25 protein-coding genes are annotated in these 26,817 nt (G+C 72.3%); 11 read left to right on the top strand and 14 right to left on the bottom strand.

The window, feature by feature from the left end:
• The first annotated feature begins 289 nt into the window (after positions 1-289).
• Positions 290-1,021, top strand: a complete 732-nt coding sequence (locus Sspor_RS37355) for a DUF7873 family protein (RefSeq protein ID WP_030758600.1) — start codon at positions 290-292, stop codon at positions 1,019-1,021.
• 414 nt (positions 1,022-1,435) lie between these two features.
• On the opposite strand, the gene Sspor_RS37360 is transcribed toward Sspor_RS37355, so the two are convergent.
• The 3 genes from Sspor_RS37360 to Sspor_RS37370 all read right to left on the bottom strand — a co-directional run bounded on the left by Sspor_RS37360 (position 1,436) and on the right by Sspor_RS37370 (position 3,854).
• Positions 1,436-2,164: a zf-HC2 domain-containing protein gene (locus Sspor_RS37360; protein ID WP_202203069.1), complete on the bottom strand. Its 729-nt coding sequence runs from the start codon at positions 2,162-2,164 to the stop codon at positions 1,436-1,438.
• Positions 2,161-2,772: a sigma-70 family RNA polymerase sigma factor gene (locus Sspor_RS37365; protein WP_202203070.1), complete on the bottom strand. Its 612-nt coding sequence runs from the start codon at positions 2,770-2,772 to the stop codon at positions 2,161-2,163. The genes Sspor_RS37360 and Sspor_RS37365 overlap by 4 nt, the downstream gene beginning before the upstream one ends.
• A gap of 83 nt (positions 2,773-2,855) precedes the next feature.
• Positions 2,856-3,854, bottom strand: a complete 999-nt coding sequence (locus tag Sspor_RS37370) for a DUF1996 domain-containing protein (RefSeq protein WP_202203071.1) — start codon at positions 3,852-3,854, stop codon at positions 2,856-2,858.
• Positions 3,855-3,936: 82 nt separating this feature from the next.
• Between Sspor_RS37370 and Sspor_RS37375 the strand changes: the two genes are divergently transcribed.
• Positions 3,937-4,920 (top strand): phosphotransferase family protein, encoded by a 984-nt coding sequence (locus tag Sspor_RS37375; protein ID WP_202203072.1) that lies wholly within the window; start codon positions 3,937-3,939, stop codon positions 4,918-4,920.
• Between the two features lie 55 nt (positions 4,921-4,975).
• Here the strand turns inward: Sspor_RS37375 and Sspor_RS37380 are convergent, their stop codons facing one another.
• A complete protein-coding gene (locus Sspor_RS37380) occupies positions 4,976-6,142 on the bottom strand; it encodes an ATP-binding protein (protein WP_237404199.1) in 1,167 nt (388 codons plus the stop codon).
• 324 nt (positions 6,143-6,466) lie between these two features.
• Here Sspor_RS37380 and Sspor_RS37385 point away from each other — a divergent pair, with 324 nt between their 5' ends.
• From Sspor_RS37385 to Sspor_RS37400, 4 genes are all read left to right on the top strand, one after another.
• Positions 6,467-7,012, top strand: coding sequence for a GNAT family N-acetyltransferase (locus Sspor_RS37385; RefSeq protein ID WP_202203073.1), 546 nt, complete (start codon positions 6,467-6,469; stop codon positions 7,010-7,012).
• Positions 7,013-7,088: 76 nt separating this feature from the next.
• A complete protein-coding gene (locus Sspor_RS37390; protein WP_202203074.1) occupies positions 7,089-7,838 on the top strand; it encodes a DUF1838 family protein in 750 nt (249 codons plus the stop codon).
• Positions 7,839-8,287: 449 nt separating this feature from the next.
• Positions 8,288-10,051 (top strand): S8 family peptidase, encoded by a 1,764-nt coding sequence (locus Sspor_RS37395; RefSeq protein WP_202204091.1) that lies wholly within the window; start codon positions 8,288-8,290, stop codon positions 10,049-10,051.
• Positions 10,052-10,264: 213 nt separating this feature from the next.
• Positions 10,265-13,033, top strand: coding sequence for a helix-turn-helix transcriptional regulator (locus Sspor_RS37400; RefSeq protein ID WP_237404200.1), 2,769 nt, complete (start codon positions 10,265-10,267; stop codon positions 13,031-13,033).
• Positions 13,034-13,057: 24 nt separating this feature from the next.
• On the opposite strand, the gene Sspor_RS37405 is transcribed toward Sspor_RS37400, so the two are convergent.
• From Sspor_RS37405 to Sspor_RS37415, 3 genes are all read right to left on the bottom strand, one after another.
• On the bottom strand, positions 13,058-13,972 hold the full coding sequence (locus Sspor_RS37405; protein ID WP_202203075.1) for a glycoside hydrolase family 19 protein: 915 nt from the start codon (positions 13,970-13,972) through the stop codon (positions 13,058-13,060).
• Between the two features lie 145 nt (positions 13,973-14,117).
• Positions 14,118-14,531, bottom strand: coding sequence for a rodlin (locus tag Sspor_RS37410; RefSeq protein WP_202203076.1), 414 nt, complete (start codon positions 14,529-14,531; stop codon positions 14,118-14,120).
• Positions 14,532-14,698: 167 nt separating this feature from the next.
• On the bottom strand, positions 14,699-14,890 hold the full coding sequence (locus tag Sspor_RS37415) for a DUF5302 domain-containing protein (protein WP_030384532.1): 192 nt from the start codon (positions 14,888-14,890) through the stop codon (positions 14,699-14,701).
• A gap of 208 nt (positions 14,891-15,098) precedes the next feature.
• Here Sspor_RS37415 and Sspor_RS37420 point away from each other — a divergent pair, with 208 nt between their 5' ends.
• Positions 15,099-16,460 (top strand): FAD-dependent oxidoreductase, encoded by a 1,362-nt coding sequence (locus tag Sspor_RS37420; protein WP_202203077.1) that lies wholly within the window; start codon positions 15,099-15,101, stop codon positions 16,458-16,460.
• A gap of 102 nt (positions 16,461-16,562) precedes the next feature.
• Here Sspor_RS37420 and Sspor_RS37425 read toward each other — a convergent pair whose 3' ends face one another.
• Positions 16,563-17,081, bottom strand: coding sequence for a mycothiol transferase (locus tag Sspor_RS37425; protein ID WP_202203078.1), 519 nt, complete (start codon positions 17,079-17,081; stop codon positions 16,563-16,565).
• A gap of 98 nt (positions 17,082-17,179) precedes the next feature.
• The gene (locus Sspor_RS37430) at positions 17,180-18,724 is read right to left on the bottom strand and encodes an MFS transporter (protein ID WP_202203079.1); all 1,545 of its coding nucleotides are present in this window, start codon (positions 18,722-18,724) and stop codon (positions 17,180-17,182) included.
• A gap of 154 nt (positions 18,725-18,878) precedes the next feature.
• On the opposite strand from Sspor_RS37430, the gene Sspor_RS37435 reads away from it, so the two are divergent.
• Positions 18,879-19,316 carry a MarR family winged helix-turn-helix transcriptional regulator gene (locus tag Sspor_RS37435; protein ID WP_202203080.1) on the top strand — a complete coding sequence of 146 codons (438 nt, stop codon included), beginning with the start codon at positions 18,879-18,881 and terminating at the stop codon, positions 19,314-19,316.
• A gap of 5 nt (positions 19,317-19,321) precedes the next feature.
• A complete protein-coding gene (locus Sspor_RS37440) occupies positions 19,322-19,960 on the top strand; it encodes a HutD/Ves family protein (protein ID WP_202203081.1) in 639 nt (212 codons plus the stop codon).
• On the opposite strand, the gene Sspor_RS37445 is transcribed toward Sspor_RS37440, so the two are convergent.
• Positions 19,929-21,779: a galactose oxidase early set domain-containing protein gene (locus tag Sspor_RS37445; RefSeq protein WP_202203082.1), complete on the bottom strand. Its 1,851-nt coding sequence runs from the start codon at positions 21,777-21,779 to the stop codon at positions 19,929-19,931. The two genes, Sspor_RS37440 and Sspor_RS37445, sit on opposite strands and share 32 nt — an antisense overlap.
• 255 nt (positions 21,780-22,034) lie before the next feature.
• On the opposite strand from Sspor_RS37445, the gene Sspor_RS37450 reads away from it, so the two are divergent.
• The gene (locus Sspor_RS37450; RefSeq protein WP_202203083.1) at positions 22,035-22,697 is read left to right on the top strand and encodes a DUF4360 domain-containing protein; all 663 of its coding nucleotides are present in this window, start codon (positions 22,035-22,037) and stop codon (positions 22,695-22,697) included.
• A gap of 71 nt (positions 22,698-22,768) precedes the next feature.
• Here Sspor_RS37450 and Sspor_RS37455 read toward each other — a convergent pair whose 3' ends face one another.
• Both Sspor_RS37455 and Sspor_RS37460 read right to left on the bottom strand, forming a co-directional pair.
• Positions 22,769-23,818: a LacI family DNA-binding transcriptional regulator gene (locus tag Sspor_RS37455; RefSeq protein WP_202203084.1), complete on the bottom strand. Its 1,050-nt coding sequence runs from the start codon at positions 23,816-23,818 to the stop codon at positions 22,769-22,771.
• A gap of 89 nt (positions 23,819-23,907) precedes the next feature.
• The gene (locus Sspor_RS37460) at positions 23,908-24,336 is read right to left on the bottom strand and encodes a MarR family winged helix-turn-helix transcriptional regulator (protein ID WP_202203085.1); all 429 of its coding nucleotides are present in this window, start codon (positions 24,334-24,336) and stop codon (positions 23,908-23,910) included.
• A gap of 129 nt (positions 24,337-24,465) precedes the next feature.
• On the opposite strand from Sspor_RS37460, the gene Sspor_RS37465 reads away from it, so the two are divergent.
• Positions 24,466-25,350, top strand: coding sequence for an MBL fold metallo-hydrolase (locus Sspor_RS37465; protein ID WP_202203086.1), 885 nt, complete (start codon positions 24,466-24,468; stop codon positions 25,348-25,350).
• A 19-nt stretch (positions 25,351-25,369) separates the two neighbouring features.
• Here the strand turns inward: Sspor_RS37465 and Sspor_RS37470 are convergent, their stop codons facing one another.
• Together Sspor_RS37470 and Sspor_RS37475 are read right to left on the bottom strand one after the other, a co-directional pair.
• A complete protein-coding gene (locus Sspor_RS37470; protein ID WP_202203087.1) occupies positions 25,370-26,206 on the bottom strand; it encodes a class II glutamine amidotransferase in 837 nt (278 codons plus the stop codon).
• An 88-nt stretch (positions 26,207-26,294) separates the two neighbouring features.
• Complete coding sequence (locus Sspor_RS37475; protein ID WP_202203088.1) at positions 26,295-26,807, bottom strand: pyridoxamine 5'-phosphate oxidase family protein; 513 nt, start codon at positions 26,805-26,807, stop codon at positions 26,295-26,297.
• Positions 26,808-26,817: the final 10 nt, after the last annotated feature.

Below are 26,817 nucleotides of genomic sequence, written 5' to 3' on the forward strand. Positions count from 1 at the left end.
CGGCCACGAAGACGACCGCACGCGCCGCGCGGTTGCGCGCCGCCGGGACCTGCCGCCGGAAGCGGTCGACGCGGTCCTCGCGCACCCGGACCGCCACGTCCGGCGGACCTTCGCCGAGAACGGCGCCGCCGACCCGGCCCGGCGCGCCAGGCTTCTCGCCGATCCCGATCCCGACACCGCCGCCGCCAACCCGGCGCTCCCGCCAGGGGATATGCGCCTGCCGCCGGACCGGGCGCAGGTGCCGGAAATCCCGGTGAATGATCGGACAATCGCCTGCTAAGTTGATCGCGTGCCGAAGCTGAATCAGATCATCGCAGTGGAAAAGGGCGTCAAGTCCAAGTCCCTCCAGGAGCTCACGCAGGCTCACCACGACGTCCAGAAGCCCGCCCTGCTGGCGGGTATCTCCCGGACCTACCAGCCCAAGGACGAGGAGGGCGAGCAGCTGCCGCCCGAGTCCACCCGGGTGCAGATCAAGGCCGAGGACGTACTGCGGGCGACGGCGGGCACCCTGACGCGACTGTTCGACGTGACGGCGACCAAGGACTGGGCCAACCGCACCGCGGCCGCCGACGTCGTCGTGGACGGGACGGTCCTGCTGGCGCAGGTGCCCGTGCCGTACCTGCTCTTCCTGGAGAAGCAGCTCACCGACATGCACACCTTCGTACGGAAGCTGCCGGTACTGGACGCCTCCGAATCCTGGAACCTGGACCCGTCCACGGACTCCTGGAAGACGGACCCGGTGCGCACCATCCGTACCAAGAAGGTGCCGCGCAACCACGTGAAGGCCGAGGCCACCGAGAAGCACCCGGCGCAGGTCGAGGTGTACTACGAGGACGTGCCGGTCGGGTACTGGACGACCGTGAAGTTCTCCGGTGCGCTGCCGGCCCGGCGGGTCAACGAGCTGCTCGACCGCGTGGAGAAGCTCCAGCAGGCGGTCAAGTTCGCCCGCGAGGAGGCCAACAGCGCCGAGGTCACCGACCACCGGGTCGGCGACGCGGTGTTCGGCTACTTGTTCAAGTAGCCCACAGAACCCCTTCCGTATGTCTGCGGGAGGTGCGCGAGAGCGCAAGCTGAAACTGATGTTGAAGCTGAACGAGGGTGTCAGTTGGGGGTTCGAATCCCTCCCCCGGCATTGCGAGCCGGGGTGGCCCAAGCTGGTAGAGGCGGCCCTTCAATCTCAGATTATCGCTCCAGTCTCAGTATTCGCCGCCGAACACCGGATCGACCGAGCGTGGACGATCATCGATGGATAGGGGTTCAAGTCCCCTCTGCGCCTCTCTTCATGGCGCGGTAGTTCAAAGGCAGAACACGTCGATCTAAGAATGATCCGCGACTCTTAAACGTGCCGGTGTGCGCAATTGGGTGGCACACAGGAGCCCGGGAGCTGGATATGCTCCCGGGCTCCGTCACGTTCCCGCCCGTGGCGGGACTCCGGTCAGACCGTGACCGGTACGGACACGTACGTCCGGCCCGACTCGTTCTCGACCAGGATCGCCTTGACGTCCGCCGACTCCACGGCCGCCGAACCGTCCAGCGCCGCGCCCTTGCCCTCGCCGTTCTCCTGGTTGCCCACGACCCAGCTGCCCGCGGTGGTGCGCGTACCGTTCTTGGAGACCACGATCAGCCGGCACCGCTCACCGGGTGGCACTCCCGTGACCGCCGCCCGCACCCGCACCCACTTCGCGGCGGGCGTCATCTGCACGGTCATCCGCGCGCCCGAGACCTGATCGGTCCCGGAGAGCGTCTTGGTCCCGGCGGGCGGCGGCGTGGGGTTCGCCGTGGCCGTCGGGGACGGCGGCGGCAGGGCGACGGCCCCCGAATCGCCCGCACCCAGCTGGGTACCGGCCCAGAACACGGCCGCCAGCGAGGCGGCGACCGCCAGCCCCGCGAACCCCGCGCGCCGGCGCGAGTCGCCGGCCCGCTCACCGCGCATCTGCCGCAGGGTGCGCTGGAGCAGCAGGTCACCGCCCTGCGGCGGGCCGTCGAAGAATGCCTCGTCGGGCACCTCGCCCAGAGCCGCCTCCATCTCGCGCAACGCGGCCACCTCCTCCCGGCACTGCATGCACCCGCTCGTGTGTTCCTCGACCCGGCGGATCTCCTCGACGTCGAGGACGCCGAGTACGTAGGGGCCGAGCAGTTCCTCCTCGTGCCGCTGCCGGTTCATGCCACCACCTCACGCAGTCCGGCGGGCTGCTGGGGCGGCCTGCCCGATCGCTTTCCTTCTCTGGAACCGATGTCCCTGAATCCGTCGCTCTTGAAGACGTCGCGCAGCGCCTTGAGGGCGTAGTGCGAACGCGATTTGACCGTACCCGCCGGGATGCCGAGGCTGTCGGCCGCCTCCGCGACGCTGAGCTGTCGGTAGTACAACTCCTTCAGGACGTCCCGGTGTTCCGGCGACAGCTGATCGAGGGCCCCCAGGACCGTCATGCTGTCCACCACGGAATCGGCGTGGTCCGCCTCCACCGGGGGAGCGGACGAGGCCCCGGACACCTCGGGCGGCCGGGCGGCCTTGGCCCGGTGGCGGTCGGTGATGATGTTGCGGGCCACGGTGAGCAGCCAGCCGCGCACCGAGCCCTTTCCGTTGACCAGCACCTCGGAGTGGCGCCAGGCCCGGATCAGAGTCTCCTGTACGACGTCCTCGGCGGCGGCCCGATCCCCGGTCAGCCGGGTGGCGTACGCGAGCAGGGCGTGGCCGTGCTCCTCGTACACCGACTTGATCAGTGCCTCATCGGTCGAGCCCCGCCGAGTGCGGGGCCACAGTGGTCCGGCCATCTCACCCTCTCCGTCTTCCTCGCATATGTGGTGCGGTCGGAACACGCCACCGGGACGGATTCGGTTCACGTGACCTGCGTCACTCAGGTCCGGCAGTCGCGGCCCTTGTTGATGCAGTCGACCAGCGCCGCCATCTGACGGTCGGTCATCACGTTCACGAACATGGCGTGGTCGGTCTTGGGGCTGTGCCGCTGCTCGGGGAACGAGTCGAGGGCCACCTTCAGCCCCGGGGGGATCTCGTAGGCAAGGGAGACGCGCAGTTCGGGCACCGGGAAGGTGTCCTTCGGGCAGACGCCGTTCGCGGCGGTGAAGAGCAGGTGCGAGCGGTGCGTGACGCCGACGGTGTCGAGGCCGTTCCAGCAGCTCGGGAAGATCAGCGTGCGGGTGACGAGCTCGCCCGCCGGGCAGCGCGGATAGCGGGTGGTGGCCCGGTCCGGGGAGCCCGAACACCCCCAGCGGGCCCGGACGTCGGCCTCGCTGTCCGCCGTGTACGCGACGGCGTCGCCGGTCATGCCGCGCAGGAAGCGCGGCATCGGCACCACCTTGCTGAAGGGATTGCCGCGGAACTCCACCCGGACCGAGGCCTCCGGCACGATCTCGCCGACGTTTCCGTGCCCCGCCGAATCCTCGTGCGCGCGCGTGCCCGGGCGGTCGGGGCGGCGCAGGACGGGCCAGTAGTACGTGGAGCGGTCGCCGCCCGCACAGCTCGTGGCGGCCGCGGCCAGCGAGGCCTCCGTCGACAGTGCGCCGGTGGAGAGGTTCCCCACGTAGGCGTGCGTGTGGTGGGCGCCGCCCGGCAGCCCGGGCGAGACCACGAGGTTGTCCTCGTTGTAGTGGCGCTCCTCGTTGCGGCCGCAATTGACCACCATCGAACCGGTCGACCCGTCGGGTCCGGGGGCGGGAGCGGCTGCCGGAACGCGCGGAACCTCACGTATGTCCACATAGTCGGACGCCGTCGGCCGCCCGTCCGCCGCCTCGGCGTGCGGGCCGACGGCTCGCCACGCCCCCAGTACCGCCGCGATCAGCACGCCGCTCAGGACCAGGCAGAGGGCGAGAGTGAGCAGCCGGCGTTCGTTCCCCATGCCGGTCACCGTCGCCGCTGGCGTCCCCGTCGTCAACCTGCCATCCGCATGGCGGTCGCGGGAAGACCGATAGGCTCTCTCCATGGCGGTGGGCGAGGAGACCGAGGACAGGGCCGCGGATTCCGGCGGCGAGGGCTGGGACGCCACGCGCTCCTGGGTGGAGCAAGGGCTCTGCGAGGCCGAACGCATCGAGAACGTCGTACGGCTGCGCGGCGGCTGGACCGCGCGGATGCGCCGCCTGGACCTCGGCGGCCCGGACGGCCGGCGCTCGCTCGTGCTGCGGTCCTTCGTCACGCCCTTCTACCTCCGGCACGCGGAGGGCCTGCTGACCCGTGAGGCGGAGATCCTGCGGCTGCTCGCGGACACGGACGTACCGGCGGCCGAACTGGTGGCGGTGGACGCGACGGCGCGGCACTGCGACCACCCCTCCCTGCTGATGTCGCTGCTGCCGGGAACCGTGCGCCTGGGCGACCGGCAGGCCGATGACCGGGCCGACCTGCTGGCCCGCCAACTGGTACGCATCCATCAGCTGCCCGTCGCCCCGCGACAGCGGCCCCGCACCTATCAGGCCTGGACCTCCGCCGAGCGGGTGAGCCCGCCCGCGGACACCGAGCGGCCCGAGCTCTGGCGGCGGGCGGTCGACGTCATCCGCCGCGAACCCCCGCCCTATCGGGGCCGCTTCCTGCACCGGGACTTCCATCCCGGGAACGTCCTCTTCACGGGTACGGGCGAGGATCTCCGGATCAGCGGTGTCGTCGACTGGGTGGAGACCTCCTGGGGGCCCGCCGACCTGGACGTGGCGCACTGCTCGACGGCCCTCGCCCTGCTGCACGGCGTTCCGGCCGGGATGCGCTTCGCCGACCGCTACGCCGCCGCGGGAGGAACCCTGGCCGAGGACCGCACCGCCCATCTCCACTGGCGGCTGCTGGACGCGCTGGGCTTCGCGCCGGACGCGGAGAAGGTCGCCGTGCCCTGGCGCGAGCTGGGCCGTGTCGACCTGACGGCCCGTGTCCTGAGCCGGAGGCTGGAGGGGTACATCGAAGCCCTCTTCGAGAGGTATGCCTGAACCGCCGGATCCCGGTCGGCGGTCGGCCGAACGCCGACCGGGATCCGGCGGGCGCTCAGCGGAGGGTGTCGGCTCCGAGGATCCGGCCGACGACGGCCGCGGCCTGCTCGGGGTTCTCCTCCAGCCAGGCACCGAGGTGCTTCCGGACGGCCTCGCGGACGCGGGGACGTACCTCGGCGTTGCTCAGCTCGCCGCGGGTGGCCCCGACGAACGCGGGGTCGTCCAGCTTGACCGACACGACGGCCGTGAGGCCCGCGCCGATGCGGTCGGCGCCGAGGCCGGGGTCCGTCGCCGTCAGCAGTCCCCGTGCTCGCGCGTAGGCGTCGAGCGCGGCCGCCACCCCCTCGCGCAGTCCCGCCTCGTGGGAGCCGCCGCCCGGTGTGGCCGCATCGTTGGCGAAGCTGCGGACCCGCTCCTCACGGGAGCCGCACCACCGCAGGGCCACCTCCATCGCCCCCGCCATCCGCGGATCGTCCTGCTCGAAGCCGATGACACCGGTGTGTACGGGCGTCCCCGTCGCGGCTCTGAGGGAGGCGACGAAGTCCCGTACCCCGCCCGGGAAACGGAACCGGGCCACCTGGGCGTCGCCCGGAGCGCGCTCGTCGGACAGTGAGATCTCCAGGCCCCGGTTCAGGAAGGCGAGCTGCTCGAAGCGCTCCGCCAGCACGGCGAACGAGTACTCCGTCGTCTCCAGGAGGGAGGCGTCGGGACGGAAGGTGACGGTGGTGCCGCTGCCGCTCGCCGGCCCGGCGGCGGTGGGCCGGGTGACGGCGACGCCGCGCGCGTACTCCTGGACCCGGCGGACCCCCTCACGCCGCACCTCGGCCGTCAGGCGGCTCGACAAGGCGTTCGCGACGGCGAGCCCCATACCGAAGAAGGACATGGCCGCCGAGCAGCGGCCGACGGGCCTCGACCTGACCGACAGGTCGGTCAACAGGGCTTCGAGGCCGGGGCCGTCGCCGGCCTCGGCGGCTCCGAACGGGATGCCCGGCCCGTCGTCGGCGACCCGCACGGCGCCGTCCGCCACGAGGGTCACCCCGACGGAGCCGGTGCGGCCGGTCAGCGCCTCGTCCACCGCCCGGGCGGTGACCTCGAAGACCAGCTGGTGCAGTCCGCGTGCGCCGGTCGAGCCGATGTACATCCCGGGCCTCGTCCGAACGGCCTCGGCCCCCTCCAGCACCCGGATGCGGCTGGCGTCGTACGTGATCGCTTCGTCCCTCACGAGATCCCCCTCGATGGTGTCCGGCAGATGGCCCCAGCCTAGGTGAATCCAAGGAAAAGGCCAGGTCAGGCCCGGTTTGTCGAGGCTGTGGAGGGGCGGGTGGGCGGCTCCCCGGAGCCGGCCCGCCCCGGAGGTGCGCACCACGCCCGAATCGCGGCCGCGGGCCCGCCGAGGCCGCGTACGACCCCTTTTCCGGCGGCCCCGAGGCACCTGATTCCGCGCGGTCCCAGCCCGGTGCGAGGCGCCGCGCCGGCGTGGCCCGCGGCCGCTCGGGCAGCCGGCCACCCGTCGGCGCACGCCCGGACGGCTGCGTACGATCGCCCGATGATCACTTCCGTCACGCTCCGGGCCGCCGCGACGGCGACCGCTCCCGCTCTCGTCCTCCGGCCCTGGTGCGCGGACGACGTCGTCGCACTGGTCGAGGCCTCCCCGGACCCCGGGCTGCGGTCCGAGGACGACGGACTGCGGTGGGTGCGGGCCCAGGAGCGGGGCTGGGCCGCCGGGGTCCGGTTCGGCTTCGCCGTCCTGGAGCCGGGCCCGGGCCCGTCGTCGCCGGCGCGGCTGGTGGGCAACGTCGTCCTCAAGGAGGTCGCCCCCGGCAAGGCAGCCGCCGAGGTCGGCTACTGGACGGCGGCCGAGGCGCGCGGCCGGGGTGTGGCCCCCCGAGCCCTGGAAGCCCTCACCACCTGGTCCCTGGACGCCTTCCGGGCCGACGGCCTCGAACGCCTCGAACTGCTCCACCAGGTGGACAACCCCGCGTCCTGCCGCGTCGCGGCCAAGTGCGGCTACGCGTACGACAGGACCCTGGCCTGCGCGCCTCCGGCCTTCCCGCTCGACGGACACCTGCACGTGCGCCGCGCGGCCTCCTGACCCGTCAACGGCGGGGGCCCAGGTTGTCCGCCGGGCCGCTTGTCCGGCCGTGCGGCCACCGAGCACAGTGGGCCGTATGACATCAGAGCTGACACCGGCCGAGCTCCTGCACGCCTTCGCCCGCACCCGCGCCTCGCTCGACGGCGCCGAGGTCACCTACTGGTGGACCGGGGACGTCCACTCGTGGGCCCCGGGCGAGCCCTACCGGCGCCTCTTCGGCTTCGAAGGGCTCAACGTCGCGCGCCTCGTGGCGGACGAGGAGCTCGGCGGCTACCAGCTCCTGTCCAGGGAGGCGGCGTTCTACCTCGACCCCGTGACCCGGGAGATCCTGGAGACCTGGCAGGACAAGCCCGTGGTCCACGTCTGGAACGATCCGGCCAACCAGAAGTGGCGCCCCTTCCCGGTCCCCATGACGGAACTGGGCGACCAGATCTGCTTCAGCCTGGAGATCCCGCTGGCCTACCCCTCGCCGCTGCCGGTCCAGGAGTACCCGGCCCAGTCCGCCGATGACACCTACCGCGCCCTGGAGCTGTTCCAGTTCTTCGCGCCCGCGGCCACCCCGGCCACCGACGCGGTGAGCGTGCCCGCCACGATGTCCTGGACCCGGATGTCCCCGTGGCTGCCCTGGATGGAGCGGGGGCAGAGCCCCGGCGGCCTCACCTTCCACTGCCGCGGCCGCAAGCTGGACTCGTACGCGCAGGTTCCGGAGCGCACCCGTGCCTATATCGCCGAAAACCGGCCTGAATTCGCCCATGCGCCGGAGAAGTGGAGCGAGCCGAACGAGACCAGCTGGACGTACTTCCGCAAGCTGTTCCCGCCGCGGTAGAGCCGGTCCCCGCCCCCGCCCCCGGTCCCGCGCCGCGTGCGCGCGGTCACCGAACATCCCTGGTCAGAGCCCTGCCGAGGGACCCCAGAGGGGAGTCACAGGGGGCGGACAAGGGTTTTCCCCGTATCGAGTTCATCCCCGTGTTGCCTACTGTCTGCCCACCGGCGATCTTCCCCTGGTCCTGAGGCACACACGCCAACCCCACATGGCGTGAAGGCCGCACCGGCCGGGGGGAGAGCCCGGGACCGCCGTTGCCCGGCCCCGCCGTTGCGGCTCGGGCGACGTGGCGCGCGGCGGAGGCCGGGGCGAGCTCGACCAACTCGCTCCCGGTCCCGCGGCCGCCGGAACCTCCCACACTGCACTGACCGGCCGCTCCGGCATGCCCGGAAACGGCCCTCGAAGGGGAACACGTGCACGCTTCCAGACGTAGGCTCATATCCGTGGTGGCCATGTCCGTCACCCTGCTCGCCGGCTCCGCGACCGCCTCCGTGGCCCTGGCCGCCGAGACCCCCGCCGCGGCCCCCGCCGCAACGGTCGCCCCCACCGCGCCGGTCGAGAACCTCATCGTCGGATACAAGTCCTCGGCCACCGAGGCCAGCTCGAACACGGCGGCGGCCGACGACGCCACCGCCAAGGGCAAGAAGGCCGGCAAGAAGGCGAAGTTCGACCGCCGCCTCGGCACCGGAGCCGCCCTCGTCAGCCTCGGCGGGACCGTCGCCCCGGCCGCGGCGGCCGACGTGATGGCCCAGTTCCGCGCCGACCCGGACGTCGCCTACGTCGAGCCGGACACCCGCGCCTACGCCATGGCCGTCACCCCGAACGACACCGAGTACGCCAAGCAGTGGGACCTCTTCGAGCCCACCGCCGGCATGAACGTCCCCGGTGCCTGGGACAAGACCACGGGCTCCGGCGTCACCGTCGCCGTGATCGACACCGGCTACGTCGCCCACTCGGACGTCGCGCCGAACATCGTCGCCGGCTACGACTTCATCTCGACCTCCTCCGAGGCCCGCGACGGCAACGGCCGTGACAGCAACCCCGCCGACGAGGGCGACTGGAACGCCACCGACGGCGAGTGCGGTACCGGCTCCAAGGCCAGCACCTCCTCCTGGCACGGCACCCACGTCGCGGGCACCATCGCCGCGGCCACCAACAACTCCAAGGGTGTCGCCGGCATCGCCTACGGCGCGAAGATCCAGCCCGTCCGCGTCCTCGGCAAGTGCGGCGGCGCCACCTCGGACATCGTCGACGCCATCACCTGGGCCTCCGGCGGCTCCGTCGCGGGCGTCCCGGCCAACGCCACCCCGGCCAAGGTCATCAACATGAGCCTCGGCGGCTCGGGCACCTGTGGCACCAGCTACCAGAACGCCATCAACGCCGCCGTCGCCCGCGGTACGACCGTCGTCGTCGCCGCCGGCAACAGCAACGCCAACGCGTCCGGCTTCTCGCCCGCCAGCTGCAACAACGTGATCAACGTGGCGTCGACCAACCGCGCCGGCGACCGCTCGTACTACTCGAACTTCGGCTCGATCATCGACGTCTCCGCCCCGGGCGGTGAGACCCGCCGCGCCACCGACACGCCCGGCACCGTCACCACCCCCGAGAACGCGATCCTCTCCACCCTGAACGCCGGCACCAGCACCCCCGGTGCCGAGACCTACAAGCCCTACCAGGGCACCAGCATGGCCGCCCCGCACATCGCGGGCCTGGCCGCCCTGCTGAAGTCGGCGAACACCTCGCTGACCCCGGCCCAGATCGAGTCGGCGATCAAGACCAACGCCCGCCCGCTGGCCGGTACCTGCACCGGTGGCTGCGGCGCCGGCCTCGCCGACGCGGCCGCGACCGTCGCCGCGGTGACCTCGACCCCGCCCACCTCGGGCCGCGAGAACACCACGGACTACGCCATCGCGGACAACGCCACCGTGGAGAGCCCGATCACCGTCACCGGTGTGACCGGCAACGCCCCGGCTGCCCTCAAGGTCGGCGTGAACATCGTCCACAGCTACATCGGCGACCTCAAGGTCGACCTGGTCGCCCCGGACGGCAGCGTCTACAACCTGCACAACCGCTCCGGCGGCAGCACGGCCAACATCAACCAGGTCTACACCGTCAACGCCTCCTCCGAGGTCGCGAACGGCACCTGGAAGCTGCGGGTCAACGACAACGCAGGCGGCGACACCGGCAAGATCGACTCCTGGAACCTGACCTTCTGATCAGGAGCCAACTCGGCCTGACGGCCAGATAGTACGGACCAAAGTGAGCCCGCGGACCTGCTGATACACCTCGTATCGGCAGGTCCGAAGGGTTTTCCCGGGACGTGACTGATTTCTGCGTCACAATCCGTGTCCGCCCGCCACTCGACCTCGTATTGTCGCCTCTCACAGGAACGGCACAGGAGCTGGGGATCGAGAGGCTGGTGGCTGTGCGTGGTGGCGGCGACGGGGCACGCTGACACAAGTGTCGGACACGGAGAACTGATCAAGGCGGTCGACCGCGCGCTGACCGCGCACGGCCGGGCGATCCTGACCGGACCGGCCGGCGCGGGCAAGACCGAGGTCGTGCGCGCCGTCGCGGCCGCGGCCGAATCACGCCGCGAGACCGTGCTGTGCCTCGCTCCCGAGGCCGCCGACCAATGGATACCCGAGGCGTCCGCCGCCGCGCTCCTCGCCTCCGTACCCGGCGGCGCCCTGGACCAGCTCTCCGGTCCCCAGCGCACCGCCATCGCCCTGCTGCGCCGCGAGGCCGACGCCCCCCGGGCCGGCCGCGACCACATCGCCCTGCGCCTCGCCGTGGTCGAGGTACTGCGTACGCTCGCCGAGCGCCACCCCGTCCTGCTCGTCCTCGACAACGCCCAGTGGCTCGACGCCGAGAGCACCGACCTGCTCCGCTTCGCCCTCCGCCTCACCCCGCCCGGTGTACGGGTCCTGGTCGCCGAATGCGTCCAGGGCGGGGTCCCCGTCGGCGAACCCCTCTGCGGCCCCGGCGTCCCCGCCATCCGGGTACCCCCGCTGGGCGCCGACGAGGTCGCCGAGCTCCTCGTCCGCCACGGCCTCCCGGCCCGCCTCGCCGGCCGGATCCACCAGGCCAGCGGCGGCAACCCGCGCCTCGCCCTCGCCCTCGGCCACTCCCTCGCCGAAGCCGCCGAGGCCCGCGACGGCAGCGCGCACCACGCCGACCCCCTGCCCGTCTCCGGACAGGCCCGCGAGGTCGCCCGCCGGCTCCTCGCCGGAGTCCCCGCCCAGGCCCGCCGCACCCTGCTGCTCGCCGCCCTCGCGGCCCGCCCCACCATCTCCCTGCTGCGCCGGGCCGGCCGCCCCGACGCCGAGGCCGAGCTGGCCGAGGCGGAACGGGCCGCGCTGGTCAGGGTGGGGGACGACGGCTCCGTGGAGTTCACCGCCGGCGCCCTGCCCACCGCCCTCGCCGCGGACGCGGGCTGGCCCGAACGCGCCGCCGGGCACGCGGCCCTGGCCGACGCCGTCGACGATCCCGTCCAGGCCGTACGCCACCGCGCGCTGGCCGTGGACACCCCCGACCAGTGGCTCGCCGCGGAGATCACCGAGGCCGCCGCGGCCTGCCGCCGCCGGGGCCAGCGCGCCCTCGCCGCCGAACTGGGCCTGCTCGCCGCCGAACGCACCCCGTCCTGGCTGGCCGGCGAGGAACTGGCCCGCCTGGTCACCGCCGCCGAGGACGCCGGCTGGTCCGGCCGCGCCGACCTCGCCCGCCGCGCCACCGGGGCCGTCCTGGCCCGTGACGCCTCGCCCGCCGACCGGGTACGGGCCCGCCTCGCCGTGATCGACGCCGCCGGGCAGGCCCTCGGCGCCCTCGACGAGACCATCGCGTACGCCATGGACGAGGCCGCCGGGGACCCCTCGCTCCAGGCCGCCGTCCAGCTGCGGATCGCCTGGAAGCACAACCTCAGCGACGGCGACCCGGTCCGCTCCCGCGACGCCGCGGCCCGCGCCGGAGCGCTCGCCGCACTCGGCGGCGACCAGGTCGCCGAGGCCATGGCCCTGACCGTACGGGCCCGCATGGGCCGCATCCTCGGCGACCCGGGCGCCGAGGCGATCCTGGCCGAGGCCCTCGCTCTGCCCGCCCCCGAGGTGCCGCTCGGCATGCGCAACGCGCCCCAGTACCTCGCCGTCCGGCACGCCCTCTTCGACGACGGCTGCGACGACGCCCGCCGCCAGCTGATGGTCCTGCTGCCCGCCGTCCAGCGCACCGGCTCCGCCGAGGACGTCTTCGAGGTGCTGCGCAGCCTCACCGAGGTCGAACTGCGCAGCGGCCGGTGCGAGGCCGCCTCCGCCCACGCCCGCCGGGCCCTGGAGCTCACGATCGAAGCGGGCCTCTCGCCCGGCCCCGCCTGGTACGTCGCCGCGATGGCGGAGGCCATGGGCGGCAGCTTCGCCCGGGCCGCCGGCTACGCCCGGCGCGGCATCCAGGCCTCGCAGGAGGAGCAGGACCAGGTCTTCCTCTCCCGCAACCTGCACGCGCTCGGCCTCGTCGAACTCGCCACGGGAGAGGCGTCGAAGGCCGTCGCCACCCTGCGCCGGGTCGCCGAACTGGAGGCCGCCCAGCAGGTGGTGGACCCCTCGATCCTGCGCTGGCACGGAGAGCTCGCCGAGGCCCTGATCGCCGCCGACGCGACCGACGAGGCGGCCCGCCTGCTGGCCTCCGTCCGTACCGTCGCCGTCGGCCTCGGCCGTACCGGCGTCGTCGCGGCCCTCGACCGGGCCCGCGGACTGTGCCTGTCCGCCCAGGGAGACGCCGACGCTGCCGTGCACCTGCTGGAGGCCACCGCCCAGCGCTTCGAAGCCCTCCGGCTGCCGCTGGAGCGCGGCCGTACGCTGCTGGCCCTCGCCCGGGTGGAGCGCCGCCGGCGCCGCCGGGCCCCGGCCCGTGCGGCGCTCCGGGCCGCGGCCGAGGTGTTCGAGCGGGCCGGGGCCGCCCCCTGGGCGGAACTCGCCGGGGAAGCCGCCCCCGGCGACGGCGCCGGTGCGCAGGTGCCGGCGGCCGCGACCCTGACCGAGGCCGAGACCCGCCTCGCGCTGCTGGTCAGTCAGGGCGCCAGCAACCAGGAGGCCGCGGCGAAGCTGTTCCTCAGCGTCAAGACGGTGGAGGCACGGCTGACCCGTATCTACCAGAAGCTCGACGTCCGCTCACGGGCCCAGCTGGCCACCGCGCTGCGCACGCGGTGACCGCCGGGGCACCCCGGAGACGGCCTAGCAGCCGAGGTTGTTCCCGGGAGTCACTCCGAGCAGCTGCGTGAAGCTCTGGTACTTCGAGATGCGGCTCTGGACCTGGGCGGGGTTGCCGCCGTTGCACTCCAGGGAGCCGTTGATCGAGCGGATGGTCTCCCCGAAGCCCGCGCCGTTCACCATGGCGGCGTGGGCGGTCATCGTGCCCGGACCGTTCTGGGTGTTCCAGTACCAGAGCGCCGTCTTCATGGCGACGGCCGGGTCCTGCTCCACGAGGTACGGGTTGGCGAGGAGGTTGATGCCGAGGGCGTCACCGGCCGCCTTGTAGTTGAAGTTCCAGCTGAGCTGGATGGGCCCGCGGCCGTAGTAGGCGGCCTGCCCGGCGGGACAGCCGTACGGCTGGCTCGCGTCGCAGTAGTGCGGGTAGTTGGCGGTGTTCTGCTCCACGATGTACACGAGTCCGCCCGTCTCGTGGGAGACGTTCGCGAGGAAGGCGGCGGCCTCGCGCCGCTTGGTGGTGTCGTCGCCGGTCTTGGCGAACCCGGGGTAGGCGGACAGCGCCGAGACCAGGCCGTTGTAGGTGTAGAAGGGGTTCCGGTTCGGGAACATCTGGTTGAACTGGGCCTCGGAGACCACGAATCCGGAGGGGTTGCCCGGGTCCGGGTCCTGGCCCCCGCCGCCGCAGGCGCCCTGGTCCGACCAGACGCCCCACTGTCCGGTGGTGCCGGGGGTCTCGCCCTGGGTCCACCACTTCGCCTGCCAGTTGTGGCCGCCGTACGAGGCGCTCATGCCGTTCGTGTAGACGGCGGAGGAGGCCCAGGCGCCGGCGCAGGGGGTCGCGGCGACGGCACTGGAGGAGGGGAGGGTGAGGGCGAGGCCGGCCGTGACGGCCGCGGCGGCGGTGAGTGCGAGGGCGCGGAGGCGAGGCGCACGTATCACGTAACTGCTCCTTCGGTGGGGGGAATTGCCGTGGGGGCAACGGTGCCCACTGAAGCGAAAATGGTCTGAACCTGTCAAGGTCTAGACCAAATGAAAAGCGCCGGTGTCACGCGTCACGCGTGACACCGGCGCGAATTCGAGCCGGTCAGCTGCCCTGGGAGAGGTTCCCGGAGAGAACCGGGATGTTGCTGGCGATGTGCGAGACCGACTCGTCACCCTTGGCCTGGGTGGAGTTCTCGGCGCACTGCTGGTTCTGCGGGTTGGCGAGCACGTTGACGTCCTGGACGCCGACGTTGGCGATGACCGCGAACAGCGACTGGGCGTTGACCTTGGCCGGCAGGCCGACGCACAGCTTGTTGAGCGAGCCCTGGATGGCGCCGAGCTGCGGGCTCATCTTGCCCTGGGTCTCCTGGTTGCCGTAGATCTGGGCCGCATTGTTGCCGTTGACGGTGTTCACGCCGTTGTCGTTGCCGATCGCCATCGCCGGGGAGGCGACTGCGGCACCCGCGCCGAGCACGGCGGCGGTGGCGGCTGCGGTGGCCATGAACTTCTTGAACATGTGGGGATCCTTCTGTCGCACTGTCGCATGTGATGGCTGCCCTCGGCGGGACGTGCTGATCAACTGTCGACAGTGCCCGGGGTTATCCCCACTCACCCGAGTGGCCCAATGGCGGGTCGAGCCACCCCCGGCCGCGGCGGCGGGGGCGGGCTCCTCGCGTCCGGGGGTCAGCCGGTCTTGCGGCGGACCTTCTTGTTCTTGCCGCCGGGGCCGCTGCTGGCACCCTGGACCTTCGCCCGGCTCTGGTGGGCCTGCTGGGACTGGGCGTTCGCGGCGTTGCGGTCCAGGGCCTCCCGGAACTTGCGCTTGGCCGCGTCGGCCGGGGACTCGTCCTGCGGGGTGTCGGTTTCGTCAGCCATTTTGTCCTCCTGGGGTGATCAAGCGGTTTCAGTCTGTCAGGTGGCGTCCGTGCTGACCAGCGAGTTCCTCTGCGCTCCAAGGGTTGCTTGGAGAGGCCATAAGCTTTGATTATGGGGTCATAAAAGGACACCGGGTGCTGAGTTAGGTTTACCTTCGTTTAGGGTTCCCTTTGATCCACCTTGCCGTCGCTCGAAGGGAACCTCTGCCATGCCTCGCCCTCTGCGGGTAGCAATCGTCGGTGCCGGCCCCGCCGGTATCTACGCCGCCGACGCGCTGCTGAAGTCCGAGGCTGCCGTCGAGCCCGGTGTGTCCATCGACCTCTTCGAGCGGATGCCCGCTCCCTTCGGCCTGATCCGCTACGGCGTCGCCCCCGACCACCCCCGGATCAAGGGCATCATCACCGCCCTCCACCAGGTGCTCGACAAGCCGCAGGTGCGTCTCTTCGGGAACGTCGACTACCCGAACGACATCAGCCTCGACGAGCTGCACTCCTTCTACGACGCCGTGATCTTCTCCACCGGTGCCACGGCCGACCGCGCGCTGGCCATCCCGGGCGTCGACCTCGACGGCTCCTACGGCGCCGCCGACTTCGTCTCCTGGTACGACGGCCACCCGGACGTCCCGCGCACCTGGCCGCTGGAGGCCGAGAAGGTCGCCGTGCTCGGTGTCGGCAACGTCGCCCTCGACGTCGCGCGCATCCTCGCGAAGACGGCCGACGAGCTGCTGCCGACCGAGATCCCCGCGAACGTCTACGACGGGCTCAAGGCGAACAAGGCCCTGGAGGTGCACGTCTTCGGCCGCCGCGGACCGGCCCAGGCCAAGTTCAGCCCCATGGAGCTGCGCGAGCTGGACCACTCGCCCAACATCGAGGTCATCGTCAACCCCGAGGACATCGACTACGACGAGGGCTCCATAGCCACGCGCCGCGGCAACAAGCAGGCCGACATGGTCGCCAAGACCCTGGAGAACTGGGCGATCCGCGACATCGGCGAGCGCCCGCACAAGCTGTTCCTGCACTTCTTCGAGTCGCCCGCCGAGATCCTCGGCGAGGACGGCAAGGTCGTCGGGCTGCGCACCGAGCGCACCGAGCTCGACGGCACGGGCAACGTCAAGGGCACGGGCAACTTCACCGACTGGGACATCCAGTCCGTCTACCGGGCCGTGGGCTACCTCTCCGACGAGCTGCCCAAGCTGCCCTGGGACGTCGAGTCCGGCACGGTCCCGGACGAGGGCGGCCGGGTGATCGAAGCCGGTGGCCACCTGCAGTCGACGTACGTCACCGGATGGATCCGGCGCGGTCCGGTCGGCCTGATCGGCCACACCAAGGGGGACGCGAACGAGACCGTCGCGAACCTGCTCGCCGACCACGCGGAGGGCCGCCTGAGCGAGCCTGCCGCCCCGGCGCCGGAGGCCGTGGAGGCCTTCCTCGCCGAGCGCAGCGTCCGCTACACGACGTGGGAGGGCTGGCACCGGCTGGACGCGGCCGAGAAGGCGCTCGGCGAGCCCCAGGGCCGCGAGCGGGTGAAGATCGTCGAGCGCGAGGACATGCTCGACGCGAGCGGAGCGTAGTGCGAGAGGGCCGGGACCCGGACGGGGTCCCGGCCCTTCGTGCGTGCGGCGCCCGAACGCAGGCGCCGCCGGGGGAGGGGCACGCTCGCGGTCCCGGTCCGCTCAGAAGCCCCGGTCGCGCTCCAGCACGCCCCGTACGAAGGCCGCCTGCCCGGCGTGCTGGAGGTCGTCCTCCAGCACGCTGACCAGGCGCACCCCGAGGGTGACGGGCGGATCCCAGCGTTCGTCGACCACCCGGTCCAGCTCGGCGGCGGCGAGGCCGCGGACGAACCGCGCGGTCCGCTCGTGCACCGCGTCGAAGTACCCCAGCAGCAGCTCGCCCGAGTCGACCCGGACGGTGTAGACGTCCCGCGAGGAGTGGCCGTACCCGGTCGACCCGGCGGGCAGCGGCAGCGCGAACCGCTCCGACCAGCCCTCGGAGTCCCAGACCTGCTCGGTGCCGGCCGCGTCCGCGATGTGGTCGTCCTGGATCCGGGTCAGGTGCCAGACGAGCCAGGTGACCGAGTTCGCCGCCGGGTCCACGCGGGCGTTGAGCAGCTCCGGCGGGGCCCCTGTCACGACCTCGTGCACGATCTCCCGGATGCGTCCGAAACCGTCGGCGATGACGTCCGTAGCCTTCATGCACCCACCATGCAAGGCCCGGGGGCCCGACCGCCGCGAGCGACACGCGGTGGCCGGGCCCCCGGGCCGGCGGGTCGGGCGATGGTACGGACGTCCGGTCAGCGGGTGGCGGCGGCCTTCTCGGCCTTCCCGGCCTTCCCGGCCTTCCCGGCCTTCTCGCTCACCGCGGCGGGTTCGGCCGCCGCGGGCTGCCCGGCGGCCGCGGCCACGGTGCCCTGACCGCTCCGCAGACCGATCCAGCTGATGACCGCGACCAGCGCGAAGGCGACGGCCCCGATCCCGAAGGTGAGGGTGAACCCGGACTCGGCGGGCAGCGGGGGGACCCCCGCGGGCAGGTGCTCGACGGTCTTGGAGGCCAGGATCGTGGTCACGACGGCGCTGCCGATCGCGCTGCCCGTGGAGCGGGAGATCGAGTTGATGCCGTTGGCGATGCCGCTCTGGTGGTGCGGGACGCTGGACATGATCACGGCCGGCATGGCGGCGTAGCCGAAGCTGACGGCCGCACCGACGACGAGCCCGGCGCCGATCACCGAGAGGGTGTGCTCGTGGTCCAGGACCAGCCAGGCGAAGCCGGCCGCGCCGAGAGCCGCGGCCAGGGCCAGGGCCGTACGCGGGCCGCGGTGGCGCACGATCTGGCCGCCCACGGGCGAGGCGAGGAGCGAGACGATGGCGCCGGGCAGCAGGAACTGCACGGAGGCGCGCAGGATGGAGGCGTCGAAGCCGTAGCCGGTGAGGGCCTCGGGCATCTGGACGAGGTACGAGACGCCCAGGAAGTTCGCGAACATCCCGAAGCCGACGAGGACGCCGGCCAGGTTGGCCATGAGCACCGGGCGGTGGACGAACATCTTCATGTCGACGAGCGGTTCGCGCACCTTGCGCTCGACGAGCACCCAGACGGCGGCCATGACGGCGGCGCCGGCGAAGCTGCCCAGCGTACGGGCGGAGCCCCAGCCCCACTCGTGGCCCTGGGAGATCGGCAGCAGGAGCAGCAGCAGCGCGATGCCGAGGGTCAGCGCGCCGAGGAAGTCGGTGCGCCCGCCGGTCTTGTGGCGGGTGGCGGGGACGAGGAACACGACCGCGAGCAGGGCGAGGACCGCGAAGCCGGTCGCCATCCAGAAGGCGTTGCGGTAGTCCGCGCCGTCGCCGGAGGTGAGCAGTCCGGTCGCGACGAGCGCGAGCCCGCTGCCGAACGCGAGCGTGCCGCTGACCAGGGCCATGGCACCCGGCAGCTTCTGCGGCCGGACCTCTTCGCGCAGGACCGACAGGGCCAGCGGGAAGATCGCGGTGGCGGCTCCCTGGAGCACCCGGCCCAGGATCAGCAGCGGCAGCGAGGACGCCAGCGCGGCGATGACGGAGCCGGCGACCATGACGCCGAGCACGGCGACCAGGGTGGGCTTCTTGCCGTGCTGGTCGCCGAACCGGCCCAGCAGCGGGGTGAAGACGGCGGCCGACAGCAGGGTGGCGGTGGTCACCCAGCTCACATTGGCCGTGGTGGTGCCGAGGTCCTGGCGGATGAGGCCGAGGATCGGGACCGGGAGGGTCTGCATCATCGACACGACCATGGCGGCCAGGCTCAGGGCGAAGACGATGACCGTCTCGTTCCGGTGCCCGGCGGCCGGGGTGGCGGGGGAGGGGGTGCTCATGGCTGGGGTGAACCTTCTTCGTGTTTCGGAGCAGAAGAGCTTCGGAACGCAGATGTTTGACCTTCTCAAGTAACTCGACAGACGGTAGACGTCGATAGTTAAGGTGGTCAAGTAAACAATTGATAATGTGAAACAACCTGAGTACGCTCCAGGCATGAGCGACACCGCCACGCAGACCCCCACCAAGCTCCAGCTGCTGGAGCTGCTCGCCGCGATCGGCACCGCCCAGTGGCGCGAGTTCGCGGCCGCCGCGGCCCAGCACGGACTCACCTCCACCCAGGCCCGGGTCCTCGCCCAGCTCGACGGCCCCGTGCCCATGCGCGGCCTCGCGACCCTGCTGGTGTGCGACGCCTCCAACGTGACCGGCATCGTCGACCGCCTGGAGGCCCGCGAGCTGGTGCGCCGCCAGCCGGACCCCGCCGACCGCCGCGTCAAGAACGTCGTGGCGACGGACGCGGGCCGCGAGATCATCCGCCGCGTACGCGAGGAGATGCAGGCCATGCACGGCGCGCTGGACACCCTCGACGAGGCCGAGAGCGCGACGCTCTACGCCCTGCTGGGCCGTCTGCGCCCCTCGATGGAGAAGGCCTGACCGCCATGGACGCGCCGAGCGGCAGCGGGATCCGGATCCTGCGGGCGGCCGACCGGGACGCCGCCGTCTGGAAGAACGGCGGGGGAGTCACCCGGGAGATCGCGGCCTGGCCCGAGGGCGCGGGCATGGACGACTTCGGCTGGCGGGTGAGCCTGGCGGAGGTCGCCGCCGACGGGCCGTTCTCCGCCTTCCCCGGCATCGGGCGCACCCTGACCCTCGCGGAGGGCGCGGGCATGGACCTCACGGTGGCGGGCGTGGGCCGGCTCGTGGACGAGCGCTTCGCGCCGCAGGACTTCCCCGGGGACGAGCCGACCGACTGCCGGCTGCTCGCCGGCCCCGTCGTGAACTTCAACGTGATGTACCGCAGGGGCGCGGTGGACGCGCAGACCGCCGTCGTACGGGGCGCGCTCGCCCTCACCGTCCCGCCGGGCGGGACCGTGCTGGTGGCCGCACTGGAGGGCGGGACGGTCCTCGAACGGTCCGGGGGCCGAGCCGATCTGCTCCCGTACGACGCGGCCCTGCTGACCGGACCGCTCGACTGCGGGGTCCGTACGGCCGGACGCGCGGCCGTCGTACGGTTCGCCCCGGCTCCGGCCGCGGCCGGGGGCGGTTCTAGCGGGTGCGCGTGCGGGTGCCCAGCTTGATCCACTTCGCGGTGCTGGGCACCCCCTTCGCGTCGAGCAGGAAGAGCATGTAGTACCCGGGCGGGGCGTCGGCCGTGCTCGGCGGCGTACGGAGCCCGATCGTGGAGCCGTGGACGCCGGTGATCCGGAGGTCCAGGTGGCGCTGGCTGGTGTTCACCGAGTGGGTCACCGTCGTCGGCGCCAGCAGCACGGCGCGCCGGACGTCCTTCGCCGTCGAGCTCGTGACCTGGAAGACCGTGTCGTGGCCGAGGTCGCCCGCCGGGGCCCGGTCGAGCGCCGGCCGGGCGCCCCGGTGCAGGTAGGCGGGCTCGTAGAGCTCGATGCTGCCGTCCATCCCGTCCTTGATGTCGGGATCGTTGGCGATCTGCTGGAGCTCGTCGCCGGTGACCATCATCCGGCCGTCCGGCAGGACCAGGGCGTTGGAGTGGTAGCCGCGGGGCAGCCGCTGGGCCGGACCCAGCTTCCAGTGGCCGCGCGCGTCGCGCAGTTCGATCTGCCGGTACTTCAGGTCGGCCTTCGGGTTGAAGGGCCCGTTGCCGTAGTTGCGGGTGTCCAGGGCGCCGTTCACCGTGATCAGGGTCCCGTCGGGCAGGATCAGCGTCCCGTCCTGGGTACGGCCGAAGGCCCTCGGCTCCTCGATGCTCCAGCGGCCGCCCGACAGCCGGTACGTGAGCGGGTCGCGCGGGTCGCCGCCCAGGACCAGGACGGAGTCCGGGCCCCGGAAGCCGGCCGGCAGCGGTACGGCCGAGCCGTAGCCCCGGAAGTCGGCGGGCCGCCGGGGCAGATCGGTACGGGTGTCCTTCACCGGGTCGAACAGCCACTGCTGGTCGGCGTCGCGGCCGAGTCCGTAGATCTTGCCGTCCCGCAGCGAGAAGAGGTGCGGATAGTCGTTGCGGAAGGGGGCCCGGGACCGGAGCGGCTCCGCGGGGACATTCGCCGGGATGTCGTACGAACGCCAGGGCACGGGCCGTCCGAGCGCGGGGAAGCGCTCCACCACCGGGGTGGGCGTGCCCGTACCGCGCTCGGACTGGCCGGACATGATGATCTGCCGGCCGTCCGGCCCGGTCACCACCGACGGGTACCAGCGGCCCACGGCCATGTCGCGGTTGCGGAACCACTTCTCGGTCCACGGGTCGAACACGAAGGAGAGCTTGGCGCCGCTGCCGCCCTTGCCGCCCACGTTGCCGCCGAACACCCCCACCATCCCGTTGGGGAGGTACGAGTGGCCGGCGCAGAAGAACGGCGCGGGGCGCGGTGCGTAGGCGCCGTCGGGCATCAGCACCACCGGCGGCGGCACGTTCGTGAAGGCCCCGGCCCCGGTTCCCCTGGCCGGATCCCAGAGGTAGGCGCGACCCGCGTTGGTCCGGCCGACCGTGTTGGTGGGGCCGGTCTCCTTGGTGGGATCGGCTTCCACGCGTTCGAAGGAGAAGAGCAGCACCTTGCCCGTCGGCAGCTGGGCCACATGGACGCCGAAGTCGGGGGAGGGGAAGAACCGGGTGAACCGGCCGAAGCGCGCCGCGTCGAACTTCGCGTTGCCCTTGCGCTGCGACTCCTCCAGTGCGGCCAGGCTCGACGTGCGCTTCGACTGCGGATAGCCCTGGTTGCCCTTGGCCGCTTCCCGCAGCCGCGCGTGCGCGCGGGCGTGCTCCTCGCCGAGCACCCCCGCCTCGTCGCCGGTGTGACGGGCCGCGGCGAAGGCCGGGGCGGGTCCCGCCAGGGCGACGGCCAGGGCGGTGGTGAGCACCAGCGCCGACAGGGAGGCGCGGCGGGGCCGGGGTCGTGGTCGCGGTGCGCGGGACGGGCGTGGTGCGCGGGACATGGGACTCCTCACCGCAGGAGGGCCCGGCGCGCGGGCCGGGCCCAGCACCCGCTGATTGCCTGAAGGACTTCGCCGATATTAGGAAAAACCGGGGTGAGTTCCCCGTGCGACTCGGCGCTCCGCGCCACCTGGGGCCGTTCGGCGGAGGGGTTGAGGTAGATTTATCGTTTCTGCGGTGACCTGCTTCGGCCATCGAGGTGAGACCGCGTGCCCGTCGGCCGACCGGGGCCGACGCGGACCGCTATCCATGGCGGTGTGATCAAGTCCCTCCGCACCGGATTCACCGCAGCCGCCGTGACCGCGACCTTCGTCGCGCTCACCCCCGCCGCCGGGGCCTCGTCCTCGGCGCCCTCGGCCCCCACCGACCAGGTCACCGTGGACGTCGCCTCCGTGAACGGATCGGGCTGCCGTCCAGGCAGTGCCGCCGTCGCCGTGTCGCCGGACAACTCGGCCTTCACCGTCACCTACAGCGAATACCTGGCCCAGGCCGGCGGCGGTGTCGCCGCCGTCGAGGGCCGCAAGAACTGCCTGCTCTCCCTCGACGTCCACGTCCCCCAGGGGTACACCTACGCCGTGGCCAAGGTCGACTACCGCGGCTTCGGCAGCCTCGCGCCGGGCGCGGTCGGCACGCAGAAGGCCAGTTACTACTTCCAGGGCATGAGCCAGACCGCGTACCGGACCCACAAGTTCAACGGCGAGTACGTCGACAACTGGCAGGCGACCGACACCACGGGCATCGAGGCCCTGGTCTGGGCGCCCTGCGGTGAGCAGCGCAACTTCAACATCAACACCGAGCTGCGTGCGGAGGTCGGCACGTCGGACCCGGCGCACACCAGCTTCATGGCGCTCGACTCGACGGACGGCAGCATCAACAGCGTGTACCACTTCTCCTGGAAGCAGTGCCCGGTCCGGCGCTGATCCGGGAGCGTTCCCTCCCCGTGCGCGGGGGCCCGCCGTCGGCGGGCCCCCGCGGCGTGTCCGGTGCCGGGTCAGGCCGACGCGCGCCGCACCAGTGCCGTGGCGGTGATCACCGGATCGGGCGCGATCCGCCCGTCCGGACCGCCGTTCAGGCGGTGCATCAGGAGGCGGGCCATCAGGCGGCCCATCCCCTCGATGTCCTGGCGCACCGTCGTCAGCGGCGGGTCGGCGCTCTCCGCTACCGGTTCGGCGTCGTCGAAACCGACCAGCGCCACGTCCCCGGGCACCGTCCGGCCGGCCTCCCGCAGCACGCGCAGCGCGCCGGTCGCCATCAGGTCGTTCCCGGCGAAGACGGCGTCGATCCCGGCGTCCCGGTGCAGCAGTTCCGTCATCGCGCGGGCCCCGCCCGCCGGGGTGAAGTCCCCTTCGGCGAACAGCTCCGGGCCGGTGGCCGCCAGGGCGTCCCGGTATCCGCTCAGCCGGTCGGCCGCCGAGGTCTGGTCGAGCGGGCCGGCGATGTGCGCGATCCGCCTCCGGCCCTGTGCCAGCAGATAGCGCACGGCCTCCCGCGCGCCCCCGCGGTTGTCGGCGTCGACGTAGACCACGCCCTCGCCGCCGTGTTCCCCGGTGCCGGTGGTCCAGCCGGGCCGGCCGCCGTAGACCGTGGGCATGCCGATGCGGCGCGTGATGGCGGGCAGCGGGTCGTCGGTGTGCAGGGAGAAGGCGAGGGCTCCGTCGACGTGGCCGCCCGCCAGGTAGCGCTCGATCCGGTCGTAGTCGCCACGGTCCTCGACCAGCAGCAGGACGAGCTGGGTGTCGTGCGCGGTCAACTCCTTGGCGATGCCGCGGACCTGGCGGGAGAAGAACGGGTCCGAGAAGATCCGGATCTCCGGCTCGGCGATGATCACCGCGACGGCTCCGGTGCGGCGGGTCACCAGCGTGCGCGCCGCGTGATTGGGGACGTATCCCAGCTCGCGGATCGCCGTACGCACCCGGTCCACCAGATGCGCGCGGACCCCGTCGCCGCCGTTGACCACGCGGGACGCGGTGGCCCGGGACACCCCGGCGTGCTCGGCGACGGCCTCCAGGGTGGGGCGGCTGCCGGGACGCGGCTCGGTCACGGATGCTCCTCCACGGTGTCCACGGGTGGTGGCCTCGACGGGCAGCAGAGTAACCGGTGATCGCCCCCGGTCGCTGCCCCGTAGGCGGGTTACGGCCGGATGGCGGCCCGCTCCAGCAGGTCCCGCAGTACGCGCTGCTCCTCCGGGGCGAGGCCGGACAGCGGGGAGTCGACGGCGAGGAGCCCGAGGAGACGCTCGCGCAGTGCGGTGCCCTCGTCGGTGAGGACGAGCTGCTTCGCGCGCCGGTCGGTGGGGTGCGGATGGCGCTCGATCAGGCTCTGCTTCTCCAGCTTGTCGACGACGAAGGTGGTGTTGGACGGCTCGCAGCTCATGCGTTCGGCGAGCTCGCGCATGGTCATCGGCCCGCTCATCTCCCGCAGCGCGGTGGCCTGGGACGCGGTGAGGCCCAGGGTGGCGGCGCGCTCCCGTACGTGCTCGGAGATCCGCTGGGCCAGTCCGTTCACCAGGCCGCACAGCTGGCGCTCGGCGATGGCCTGGAGCTCCGGGGGCGTCGTCATGCCCCCACTCTAACAAGTCCGTGAAGCGGAAATATTTACAGCTTGAATGATTCAAGTTTGATGTTTATGGTGACGTCGTCGCCGCGGAGCAGCCGCGGCGGCCTGACGGCGACTCACAGGAGAGACCCCATGGCTGACGTGACGATGACTCAGGACGCACGACTGCGCCGTCCGTCCGGAATCCGCTCGATCCGGCTCGGCGACACGAAGGTGTCGTACGTGCCGGACGGCGACGTGCGGCTGCGGCCGAAGCAGCTGCTCCAGGACAGCACCGACGAGGTGTGGGCCGCGCACCCCGAGTACCTGGACGCCACCGGCCACCTGGTGGGGAGCATCGGCGGACTGCTCGTGGAGCACGGCGACCGCGCCCTGCTGATCGACGCGGGCTTCGGCCCGCAGGCGCACGAGGCTCCGGAGGGCCCGCTCGCCGCCATCCGGGGCGGCGCGCTCGTGCGCAGCCTGGCCGAACTCGGCCGCACCCCCGAGGACGTCGAGGCGGTGGCCTTCACCCACCTCCACGCCGACCACCTCGGCTGGGCCTGTCACCCTGCGCCCGGCGGCGCGCGGCCGGTGTTCGCCCACGCCGAGTACCTGGTCTCCGAGCCCGAATGGGAGCGGCGCGACCTCCTGGAGGCCCAGGGCATGGCCGATCAGGTCGCCGCCCTGGCACCGCGCGTCCGTACGATCACGGACGGTCAGGAGGTCTTCCCCGGCGTGCGGGTGCGGATCACCCCCGGCCACACCGTCGGACACGCCGAGTACGTGATCACCGGTGGCGGACGGCGGCTGATCGCCTTCGGGGACGCCGTGCACTCGCCCCTCCAGATCGACCACCCCGCATGGTCCTCGGGCTTCGACCACGACGGCACCCTCACCGCCGGCCACCGCCACCGCCTCGTCGCCGAGCTGGCGGAGCCCGGCACCGTCGGCTTCGGCGTCCACTTCGCCGACGTGGTGTTCGGCCAGGTCCGCCGGGACGGCGACGGCCCGGCCTGGCGGCCCCTGGACGCGTGACCCGCGGGCCGGGCGGCGGTCAGAACTCGGGGACGAAGGGGAGGTAGTCCACGTGGGGACCGGAGGGGATCACCGCATAACTGCTCTCGGGGAGCTCGTTCCACACACCGGGCAGGTCTCCCAGCGGTTCGGACACCACGAGGCGGGTCTCGTCCGAGACCTCCCTCAGGTACGGCACCTCCGGGTGCAGATGCCGGACGGTCTCGGCCCGGGAGCTGTAGAACAGCGAGCGGGACTTGCCCTGGCTGGAGTAGCGGAAGGCCCAGACGTGCACGCCGTCACTCACCGCCACCGTCATCTGGAGCGGTTCCGGTACGCCGTGCTCCTTGCCGAGGTGCTCCACGAACCCCGCCATCCTGGCCACCGCACCCGGGGCGTCCTGGTCGAGACCGAACGTGACCGCCAGGTAGAACATCACCTCGGAATCGGTGGACCCCTCGATGGACGGGAACAGCGCCGGGTCGACCGCCATGCACAGATCGCGCTGCAGCCGGTGGAAGTCCGCGATCGCGCCGTTGTGCATCCACAGCCACCGTCCGTGGCGGAACGGGTGGCAGTTGGACTGCTGGACGGCCGACCCCGTCGAGGCCCGGACGTGTGCGAAGAACAGCGGCGAGCGGACGTGCGCGGCGAGCTCCTGCAGGTTGCGGCTGCTCCACGCCGGGCCGACGTCCCGGAAGACCGCCGGGGTGCCGTCGCCGTCCGCGCTGTACCAGCCGATGCCGAATCCGTCGCCATTGGTCGGTTCGGCGCCCATCTTGGCCCGGAGGCTCTGGTTGATCAGCGAGTGCTCAGGGCGGTAGAGCACGGTGTCGAGGAGCATGGGCGAACCCGAGTAGGCGAGCCAGCGACACATGCGCACCATCCCCTTCGCGACCTGCTCCGAGCCTAACCCCGCCGACGTCGGGGTTCTCGCGGGACAGGCCGTCCGCGGCGGCCGCTGGTCAGGAGAACAGCCAGCGTGTCTGGCTGTAGCCGCCCTTGCCGAAACCGAAGGCGGTGCTCGGGCGGACCGCGAAGACCAGGGCCCGCCCCGCGTCGGGATTCACGAACGCGCCGTCACCCACCTCGAAGTGCCACTCGGCGCCGTACTTCGCCTCCCAGGCGGCGGCGAGACGGCGCAGCCGGTCGGGATCCGTGACCCGGGCGGCCTCACCCTCGACGACCAGGTCGAATCCTTCGTGGAGGGTGTTGGTGCCGGTGGTGAGGACGACGTGCGCGTTACCGCGGAGGTTCCTGGCCTTGCGTTCCTCGGGCCCGGTGCAGAAGTGGAGCGCGCCGTCCGCCCAGACGCCGATCAGCGGGGTGACGTGCGGCCGCGCGTCGGGGCGTACGGTCGTCAGCCAGTACAGCTCCGCCGCGGCCAGCCGGGTGACGGCCTCCCGCCAGGGCACGGCCCTCGCCCGCTCGTCGCTGTACCGGGCGTCCAGCTCGGCGCGGGGCTCCTCGTCGGGCATCGCTGTCCTC

The sequence above is a fragment of the Streptomyces spororaveus genome (assembly GCF_016755875.1).
Lineage (GTDB): Bacteria > Actinomycetota > Actinomycetes > Streptomycetales > Streptomycetaceae > Streptomyces > Streptomyces spororaveus.